9 protein-coding genes and 1 pseudogene are annotated in these 9,398 nt (G+C 63.3%); 7 read left to right on the top strand and 3 right to left on the bottom strand.

What is annotated here, in order from left to right; genetic code table 11:
• From AC1DR1_RS22340 to AC1DR1_RS22330, 3 genes and pseudogenes are all read right to left on the bottom strand, one after another.
• Window positions 1-464: 3-oxoacid CoA-transferase subunit A (locus AC1DR1_RS22340; protein WP_476993360.1), on the bottom strand; the 464-nt coding region annotated here is incomplete at its 3' end.
• A gap of 18 nt (window positions 465-482) precedes the next feature.
• Window positions 483-1,681: pseudogene (locus tag AC1DR1_RS22335) on the bottom strand (thiolase family protein).
• 38 nt (window positions 1,682-1,719) lie between these two features.
• Complete coding sequence (locus AC1DR1_RS22330; protein ID WP_229993601.1) at window positions 1,720-2,115, bottom strand: nuclear transport factor 2 family protein; 396 nt, start codon at window positions 2,113-2,115, stop codon at window positions 1,720-1,722.
• A 438-nt stretch (window positions 2,116-2,553) separates the two neighbouring features.
• On the opposite strand from AC1DR1_RS22330, the gene AC1DR1_RS22325 reads away from it, so the two are divergent.
• Genes AC1DR1_RS22325 through AC1DR1_RS22295 form a run of 7 tightly spaced genes read left to right on the top strand, consistent with a single transcriptional unit; the run spans window position 2,554 to window position 9,195 of the window.
• On the top strand, window positions 2,554-4,044 hold the full coding sequence (locus tag AC1DR1_RS22325) for a sugar ABC transporter ATP-binding protein (protein ID WP_476993359.1): 1,491 nt from the start codon (window positions 2,554-2,556) through the stop codon (window positions 4,042-4,044).
• The gene (locus tag AC1DR1_RS22320) at window positions 4,041-5,054 is read left to right on the top strand and encodes an ABC transporter permease (protein WP_476993358.1); all 1,014 of its coding nucleotides are present in this window, start codon (window positions 4,041-4,043) and stop codon (window positions 5,052-5,054) included. Before AC1DR1_RS22325 ends, AC1DR1_RS22320 begins: the two co-directional genes overlap by 4 nt.
• Window positions 5,055-5,058: 4 nt before the next feature.
• Window positions 5,059-6,051, top strand: a complete 993-nt coding sequence (locus AC1DR1_RS22315) for an ABC transporter permease (protein ID WP_476993357.1) — start codon at window positions 5,059-5,061, stop codon at window positions 6,049-6,051.
• 8 nt (window positions 6,052-6,059) lie between these two features.
• On the top strand, window positions 6,060-7,076 hold the full coding sequence (locus AC1DR1_RS22310) for a sugar ABC transporter substrate-binding protein (protein WP_476993356.1): 1,017 nt from the start codon (window positions 6,060-6,062) through the stop codon (window positions 7,074-7,076).
• An 11-nt stretch (window positions 7,077-7,087) separates the two neighbouring features.
• On the top strand, window positions 7,088-7,888 hold the full coding sequence (locus AC1DR1_RS22305; RefSeq protein WP_476993355.1) for an SDR family NAD(P)-dependent oxidoreductase: 801 nt from the start codon (window positions 7,088-7,090) through the stop codon (window positions 7,886-7,888).
• Window positions 7,889-7,922: 34 nt separating this feature from the next.
• Entirely contained in the window at window positions 7,923-8,723 is an 801-nt protein-coding gene (locus AC1DR1_RS22300) for an SDR family NAD(P)-dependent oxidoreductase (RefSeq protein WP_476993354.1), read from the top strand.
• Between the two features lie 34 nt (window positions 8,724-8,757).
• A complete protein-coding gene (locus tag AC1DR1_RS22295) occupies window positions 8,758-9,195 on the top strand; it encodes a nuclear transport factor 2 family protein (protein ID WP_476993353.1) in 438 nt (145 codons plus the stop codon).
• The last annotated feature ends 203 nt before the right edge of the window (window positions 9,196-9,398 follow it).

Below are 9,398 nucleotides of genomic sequence, written 5' to 3'. Positions count from 1 at the left end.
AGGGCGACGTCGGCGTGGATGGGGGTCTCGAACACCTGCCACTTGCCGTCCAGGTAGCGGGTTTCCTTGCCTTCGGCGAGCATGGTGCCGTAACCGGTGGGTGTGAAGAAACCGCCGATCCCGGCGCCGGCGGCCCGGATCCGCTCGGCGAGATTTCCCTGCGGGACCAGTTCGAGCTCAACCTCGCCGGCGCGGTACTTCGCGTCGAAGTGCCAGGAGTCGGACTGCCGCGGGAAGGAGCAGATCATCTTCTTCACCCGGCCTTCCTTGATGAGCAGGGCAAGGCCCTGGTCGCCCTGGCCGGCGTTGTTGTTCACCACGGTAAGGTCGGTGGCGCCGCACTCCAGCAGCGCGTCGATCAGCTCGAACGGCTGCCCGGCGTTGCCGAACCCGCCGATCATCACGGTGGAGCCGTCCTTGATGCCGGCGACTGCCTCGCCGACGGTGTCGATGAAATTCAGCATCTCTCTTAGCCCTGTCCTCTATGCCGCATCGCGGGAAGTTACGTTTTCGAGCACGACGGCGAGGCCCTGGCCGACGCCGATGCAGATCGCGGCGACGCCCCAGCGCTGCCCGGAGGCCTGCAGGGACCGGGCCAGGGTGCCGAGGATCCGCCCGCCGGAGGCGCCGAGCGGGTGGCCCATGGCGATCGCGCCGCCGTGCCGGTTCACGATTTCCGGGTCGATGCCCCAGGCGGTGATGCAGGCCAGGGACTGCGCAGCGAACGCCTCGTTCAGTTCGACGGCGCCGACCTGGTCCCAGCCGATGCCGGCCTTGGCGAGGGCCTTGTTCGCGGCCTCGACCGGGGCGTAGCCGAAGTACTGCGGGTCATTGCCGTGCGCGCCGCGCCCGGCGATCCGGGCCAGCGGCTCCATCCCGAGCAGCCGGCGGCGTTCTCAGAGCCGATCCAGGCGGCAGAGGCGCCGTCGTTTAGCGGGGAAGAGTTACCGGCTGTGACGGTGCCGTTCCCGGTGCGGAACACGGTCTTGAGCCCGGCGAGCTTCTCCGCCGAGGACCCGGGACGGATCCCCTTGTCGCGGACCAGGTCCGTGCCCGGGACCGGGACGACGAGGTTGTCGTAGAAGCCCTCGTCCCACGCCGCGGCGGACAGGTTATGAGAATCCGCGGCGAACTCGTCCTGCTGCTCACGGGTCACGCCATACTTCTCCCGGAGCCGTTCGGTGGCCTCGCCCAGGGAGATGGTCCAGTCCTTCGGCATGGCCCGGTTCACCAGCCGCCAGCCCAGCGTGGTGGAGGCCAGGGTCAGGTCCCCAGCCGGGTACGGCTTTTCGGTCTTGGGCAGCACCCACGGGGCGCGGGACATGGACTCGGCGCCCCCGACCAGCACCAGGTCGGCGTCGCCCGCGTTGATTTGGCGCGAGGCAATGATCGCCGCGTCCAGGGAGGACCCGCAAAGCCGGTTGACCGTGGTACCGGGAATGGACACCGGAAGGCCCGCGAGCAGGGTTCCCATCCGGGCGACGTTGCGGTTTTCCTCGCCGGCCCCGTTGGCGTTGCCGAACACCACCTCATCGATCCGCTCGGGGTCCAGCGCGGGGGCGCGTTTCACGGATTCGCGGATCACGTGCGCTGCAAGGTCATCCGGGCGGACGGCGGCGAGGCCTGAGCCCAACTTGCCGAAGGGGGTACGCACGGCGTCGTAAACAAAAGCCTGGTTCATGGTTCTTCCTTCGTTGGCGCGAGCAGGGGTTGCGGGGTCTAGGCTGCCGCGGGCTTGCGGGGAGTCGGCTGGTACGCAAGGAACTTCCAGCTCTCGCCCTCTTTTATCCATACCGAGAGTGCACTGTTGGCAAGCGTTTTGTGGGTTCCGTTGACAGTGAGGTCCGCGTTCATCTGTCCCAGTACGAGTGCGGTGTCCCCAATCAGGACGATGTCTTCGATGGGATGGTCGATCCGGTGGTACCTGTAGAAGCCCTTGCGAAGCTTTTCCAGGTAGCTGCTCAGCGTGTCACGGTCACCCAGCGAATGGGTGTACACCAGGCGCTGGTGGCATAGGCCCTCGAAGGCGTCGTAATCACCGTCGACTACGGCTTGGTAGCGCTTTGCTTCCAAGGTTTCGATCTTGTATTTCTCGGCTGCAGTGGCGTTATCCACGGAGCACTCTCCTTGCTTAAAGTGGTGGGGGCTATCGGCCGCCACGAGTCTGATTTCGCCCAGATGTCCCTGCCCAACGCTGCGTCTTCACGACGTTGAGCCGGGCCTTCGTTAGGGAATGCCAAACCTGAGCTGATGATTCTTGGCCCAGCCTCATTCCAAGGTAATTGACAGCAGGGTGGCCGTCAACTGATAGTTGACACAATCCGCGCGGTCTGATTGCGCGACAGAGCCTGCGCCCAGCCTTCTCTTACCGCATATTCAACAGAGGGACGGCCTTAATTCGCAAGAGAACGCGCTTTCTAAGGACCCCTCCATGGTGCGTTGACCGGCGACTTGAGGTTTACAGGAATGGTGCACATGTAATCTTTTACTTGACACCTGTGTGTTGAATCACTTAACGTCGTCCTCGAACCAATCAAACGGAATGAGGTCAACGTGGTCCTTAGTACCGAGGTCCTGCTTTCTGTGAGCAGGATCAGCAAAAGCTTCGGCGGGGCGAAGGCGCTGAACGACGTTTCGGTGGACTTCCGGGCGGGTGAAGTGCACGCGCTGCTGGGAGAAAACGGCGCCGGAAAGAGCACCCTGGTCAAAGTGATAGCCGGTGTAGTTACAGCTGATACCGGCGAGGTGACATTCCCGGGAGGCGCCGGATCATCCGATGTAGCCATGGTGTTCCAGGAACTCTCAGTGATCCCCGAGCTGTCCGTCCGGGACAATATGGCTCTCAGCATGCGCCGGACCTCAGGTCTTCTGGTGCGCAGGGAAAAACTGCAGGAGCGGATGCAGTCCGCGCTGGCTTCTGCGGGTCTTGAAGACCTGGATCTGGACATGCCCGTGGAGGCATTGCCGCTGGCAAAACGCCAACTGCTTGAGATTGCCCGCGGGCTCGTCGCCGATGCCCGCACCCTGATCCTGGATGAGCCCACCGCCACTCTGTCGGACATTGAAATCTCACGGGTCCATGAGGTCGTGAGGTCGCTTGTGGCAGGCGGACGGTCAATCGTCTACATCACGCACCGGATGGGCGAAGTCTTCCGGCTGGCTGACCGGATCACCATCATGCGTTCCGGCAGCGTGGTGGCCAGCGGCCCGACGGCCGATTTCACCATGGATTCGGTTGTTACGCACATGCTGGGCGAAGATCACACAGCGGGGGAGGCGATCCACGTCAAGGAAGACTTTGCTCCGGAAAGCCGCCGGAAGCTGGACATCCGAGGACTGGCCTCCGGACACCGCTTCTCGGACGTCTCTTTCACCGCGCAGGCCGGGGAGGTCACCGCGCTCTTTGGCCAGATAGGCTCCGGAGCTGATGACGTTGTTCGAGCCCTGGTCGGCCTCATCCCCGTGACCGCGGGGGACATTCAACTGAACGAGATTCAGCTGTCAGCCCTGACCCGACCCAAATCCCAGAAACACGGCATTGCCTACGTTTCCGCGGACCGCGTCCTGGAGGGTGTCTTCCTCAGCGGCAGTGTCGCCCAGAACGTCAGCTCGGGCGCACTGGCCGGCGTGAGCCGACTGGGCACCATCAGGGCAGAGCTGGAAACGGACCTCGCCCGTTCCATTGCCTCAAATGTGGCCTTCGACCCGTCACGCATCCGGGTTCCCGTCGGATCCCTCAGCGGCGGCAACCAGCAGAAGATCGCAATCGGCAGGGCCCTTGCCACTCAACCCGATGTTCTGGTCCTGAACGAGCCGACCCGTGGCGTAGATATCGGTGCCCGCGCGGAAATCTATCGTGCACTCCGGCAGCTCTCCGCGAACAACGTCATCGTCATCGTTTATTCGAGCGACATCGTCGAGCTTCGCGAACTGGCCGACCGGGTCATCACCATGTTCCGCGGCCGCCCGGTCAGCAGCAACCGTACAACCGATGTCACGGACTCCCAGATCCTCATCGAAATCCTTCACGGAGCCAAAGCATGAACACCAAAATCGCGGCACGGTCGACGGCACAAAAACCGTCATCACCAGCCACACCCCTTGCTGAAACCATCAAACGGATCACGACGGACAGTTCAGCCATCATCGCGGTGACCACCGTTCTGCTGTTCATCCTGGCTTGCATCTTCGTCAACGAGTTCGCCACGGTCACCAACCTGCGTGCGCTGGTCCTCTCAGTTGCCCTGGTGGGAATTGCCGCCGTCGGCCTGAGCATTATCACCATCGTCGGCAGGCTATTCGCTCTGTCCGTCAGTGCGATGGTCGCGGTGTCCACCATCGTCTTCGCCTCCCTCCTCCACACCGGTCCATGGACCGCCATGGCGGCCGCCGTCCTGTTCGGGGCCCTCGCCGGTGCAGTGCAGGGGTTCTTCGTCGGGCGCCTGGGCACTGACCCCATCGTCACTACCATCGCAGCCGCAGCGATCCTCATTGGCTTTGCGCAGATCGTGACCGGTGGACGCAATGTGCAGGGCGCAGGCGACGCCAGCGTCTTCGAGTTAACCATCTTCGGCGTCGTACCCGTCCAGGTGCTTGCCTTCTTCGTGCTTACAGTGCTCGCCTGGTGGACGCACCGCTACACCGTGCTGGGCCGGCGGGTAACCCTCGTGGGCCTGAACGAAAAAGCAGCCCTTGTCTCAGGAATGCGTGCCTGGCCGGTAATCCTGTTTGCCTTTATCGCCTCGGGCGCCATGGCAGGTCTTGCCGGCGGGCTGCTGTCCTCTGAATCGGGACAAGGAAACCTCCAGCTGGGCGGCACCTTCGGCTTCGATGCCATCACGGCTGTCGTTGTCGGCGGCGTCAGCGTCAAWGGYGGAACAGGGAATCCGGTCGGCGCTGCAACCGGGGCCGTCCTCGTCGGCCTGCTCGGCAACGCACTGGTCCTGCTCGGGCTCAGCTACGAAGTCCAGCTCATCTTCAAGGGGGTCCTCGTCCTGCTGGCCGTGGTAGCAACCGGCATCGCATCCAACCGTCAATCAGGAAGAAAGCGCTGATCCCGTGGTTAGAATCTATTGGCACTTCCGGACACTTCTGGCATGGTCGCTGGCAGTCCTCGCATTCATCGCCTTCGCACTGACCGACCCGGCCTTCCTCAACGCCGGCAACCTCTACTCCCTTCTGCAGTCCTTCGCCGTCCTGGCTCTGGTCGCAACCGGTCTCTCGATCGTCATGATCGCCGGCGAATTCGACCTCTCCATCGCCGGGACCATCCCTTTGGCCGGGCTCATCGCGGTCAGGGTAGGTGAAACCGCCGGGATACCCCTCGGTGTGGCTGCCGCCGTCGCCGTCGCCGCCGCCGTGGGGGTCCTCAACGGCTGGCTCACCGCCCACTACGCCGTACCGTCTCTGGCTGTCACCGTCGGGACCCTGGTGCTGACTATTGGACTGGGTTTCGCCGTTGCGGGCGGCAAGATCGTCACCCTCACCGACTTTGAACCGGGGCTCTGGCTGGACCAGGCCATCGCCGAGATCGTCTCACCCCGTGCACTGCTGTACGTGGTTCTCGTCGTGGCCGCGGGATGGCTCATGGCCAAGACGTGGTCGGGTGTGAAAATCCGCGCCGTGGGCAGCGACCGCCAACGCTCCTCAGCGTCCGGCCTTCCGGTGACCCGGGTCCTGATCCTGGCGTTCGTCATCTCCGGTCTGTTCGCCGGCGTGGCAGGCGCCCTTCAGGGACTGACCCTGGCATCAGGGGCGCCCGGATCAGACGAAGCGACCCTCCTGCAGGCCGTCACTGCAGCAATTATCGGCGGAGTTGCGCTGACCGGCGGCAAGGGCAGCATCCCGGGCGTCGCCGCCGGAGCCATGCTGCTGGCCGTGGTCGGCAACGGCCTCAGCCTGCAAGGCACCTCAACCGCCATCATCCAGCTCATCAACGGCGGAATTCTCCTCCTCATCGTTGTCATCGACCGCCCGCTGAACCGCATCGTGAACAAGTCGGTCGAGAACAGCATGTCCACCTCCCAACCCCGCGTACCAACCAACCACTAAGGATCACCATGAAAACCACCTCAATGAAGAGACTGGCTGTCGCCCTTTCCCTCACCTCTGCACTATTCCTGGCAGCTTGTGGATCAACGCCAGCAGCAGCCCCGAACGCCGGCGGCGGTTCAACCGACGTCAAAGGCAAGAAGGTAACCCTGCTGACCGTCGCCCAGAGCTGTGACTACTGCGCCAAGCACACCGAAGAATTCAAGAAGGTCGCCGAAGCCGCAGGCGTCCAGGTGACGGTCGTCGTCAACGACTTCAACGCCGCCGAACAGGCCCAGCAGGTCACCCAGGCCATCAGCACACGCCCTGACGCCGTTGTATTGTGGCCCGCCGATGCGACCGCCATCATGCCGTCCCTGCAGCGGCTCAAGCAGTCCAAAATCCCGGTGGTCGTGACCAACTCACACCCGCAGTCCGACGATGACAGCCTCTGGAACACCTTCACCGGGCCCGATGACTACGCCAACGGCCAGGAGGCCGCCAAGGCCATGATCGCGGGCTTCAAAGAGAAAGGCTTCGGCGACTCGGGCTCGGTCGTTATCGTCGAAGGTGTACCCGGAACCCCGCCGGCCATCAACCGCACCAAAGGCTTCAAGGACGAGCTGGCAAAGTTGGCCCCTGGAATCACCATCGCCGGTTCACAGCCGGGTAACTGGGACCAGACCCAGGCCACATCCGCAGCTTCCAGCCTCATCACCCAGTTCGGGAACAAGAACCTGCGCGGCATCTACGCCCAAGCAGACAACATGCTCGCCGGCGCCATCGTCGCCGCTGACCGGGCCGGCCTGAAATCCACGGACTTGGCCATGGTCGGTTCCAACTGCTCCACCGAGGGTTACACCGGCATTGAAAAGGGAGTCCAGTACGCCTCGGTTCTGCAAAGCCCCATCGAGGATGGCGAGTTCGCAGCCAAGGCTGTCATTGATGTCCTCGAAGGCAAGAGTGTGGAGAAGAACAACTATCTGACCCCCAAGACGATCACCAAAGCCAACCTTGCTGACTGCGCTGCAGCAGTAGGCAAGTAACGGAGGAATTTATGACTGACTGGACACTCACTCTTCCCGACCATGTCATCGTTACGGGCACAGCCAGTGGGTTGGGCCTGGAATGCGCGAAGGCACTACTGTCCGCGGGAAGCCACGTCTTCGGTGTGGACCTCGGAGGCAGCCCCGCAGAGCTGACGGACCAACCCGGGTACCAGCACATCGTCGGCAACGTCGCAGAAGAGGCGACCTGGCAGGAAGTAGCCAAAACGGCCACTGCRGGCGCCAACGGATCACTGGGGCTGATCGCCGCAGCAGCGATCCTTGGTGTCGGCACGCTCGAGGAAGAAACGCTGGAGTCGTGGAAGCGGACCTGGGAGGTGAACGTCCTCGGCAACGTCATCGCCCTCAAAACGCTGATGCCGCACCTGCAGAAAGCGGAGCACGCTTCCGTGGTCGTGGTGACCAGCGTCGATGCCCACTTCGCGGAGCAGCAGCTGGCGTCCTATGCGTCGTCCAAGGCCGCCCTCACCGGAGCCGTCCGAACCATTGCTTTGGACTACGCCCGTACGGGCATCCAATTCAACCTGCTGGCACCGGGGCCCATGCGGGCGGGACTTTTCGAACGCCACCTGGCCTCGGCCAGCGACCCGGAGAAATTCCTGGCCACCCGTGAGGCGCGGCAGCCCCTCGGGCGCATCACCGGCGCGGACGAAGTCGCCAATTCGGCACTTTTCCTGCTCTCCAAGGAGTCCTCGGCCGTCTTCGGCACCACCGTTGTAGCTGACGGGGGCCTGACCACAGGTTTTGATTTCCGGACCGGGACCGAAGGCTCTTCCGCGCACCACAACTAAGCACTGCAATAGCGAACACCGAAAGGTACATCTCATGGAACTGGAACTGACCGGCAAGAAAGCCATCGTGACAGGTGCCGCCCAGGGCATCGGGCGAGCGACCGCACTTCTGCTGACCGCCGAAGGGGCCACCGTGGCCGCCCTGGACATCGACAAATCGGCCCTCACCGAGCTCGAAGAACTGGCCGCTGACCACCCTGGCCGGATCGTCCCCGCCGTCGTGGACTTCACCAACGGGGAGGCCACGACCAACGCCGTCGCGGAGGCCATCAGCCAGCTCGGCGGCCTCGACCTGTTGATCAACAACGTCGGCTCCGGGGCGGTCCGTACCTTCGAGCAGATCACCGATGAAGACTGGGCGCTGACGATGGAGCTGAACTTCATGAGCTACGTGCGAACCATCCGCGCCGCACTGCCTGCGCTCCGTGAATCACCAGCGCCGTGCATCGTGAACAATGCATCCGATCTGGCCCGGCAACCTGAAGCCCAGCCTGTCGACTACTCCGCCAGCAAGGCAGCTGTCCTGGCCCTGACGAAGTCCATCGCCCGCGCAGAGGGCCCGAAGATCCGGGTCAACGCCGTGGCACCGGGACCCATCTGGACACCGTTTTGGACCAAGCCTGGCGGTTTTGCTGACACGTTCGCAACCCTGCACGGGATGGAACGCCAGGCAGCCGTCGAACATGAAATGAAGCTCCGCCAGCTGCCCCTGGAACGGCTCGGCACTCCGGAGGAAGTAGCGCGCGTCATCGCGTTGCTCTGCAGCCCGGTGACCAGCTTCGTCACCGGTTCCGTCTGGGGCGTGGATGGCGGCAGCATCCGTGGACTCATCTAACCTTCAGCCCGCCCTGGATCGGAAGGAGCCCCACGTGCCCGATCACCATTCTTCAGACGAACAGGAGATCCTGTCCCTCGAAGACCGCCGCTACGAGGCAGTACTCAGGTCTGACTTCGACGCCTTCGCCGAACTTTGCCATCAGGACCTCGTCTACGCGCATTCAAACGGGGAACGCGATGACCTCAGCGGCTACATCGACAAGTGCYGGCAGGGTGTATACGCCTATCACAGGATCGATCATCCGGTGGAGCAGGTCAAAATAGTAGGCGATGTAGCCCTCGTCATGGGAGAAATGCACGCCGATCTGACCATCCGGGGCACGCCTACAGCATTGGACAACACCGCCTTAGCCGTGTGGATCCGCGTGGGTTCATCCTGGAAGCTGCTGGCCTACCAGCCCACCCCCAAGCCTGGGCAGGCTGCCCTCGGTCAGGAAGGATCAACCGCCTCCGCGGGCTCAGCTGTCTAAAGTAACCAGGCCCGCCAAGCCAAAAGAGTGCCGGCGACAACCCGTCGCCGGCACTCTTTTGGCGTCTACCGCGTCCACGTCTTGGCTGGCGGCCCAATGCTGCAAGGAGCGCGGGGTCCGGCTTGTATTCCCCCGGTTGACACTCACAAACCAACGCTTCCGCACTGAAGGCACGACACGTCCATCCCATGAAAGGGGAGGAA

The organism is Arthrobacter sp. P4_F10, assembly GCF_056401435.1.
The sequence above is the reverse complement of the archived record's forward strand: the minus strand, read 5'-3'. Positions and strand labels throughout refer to the sequence as shown.

Excerpts from the sequence above, each read along its gene's own strand:
- AC1DR1_RS22310 (WP_476993356.1), top strand. The coding sequence starts at position 6,060 with ATGAAAACCACCTCAATGAAGAGACTGGCTGTCGCCCTTTCCCTCACC.
- AC1DR1_RS22300 (WP_476993354.1), top strand. The coding sequence starts at position 7,923 with ATGGAACTGGAACTGACCGGCAAGAAAGCCATCGTGACAGGTGCCGCC.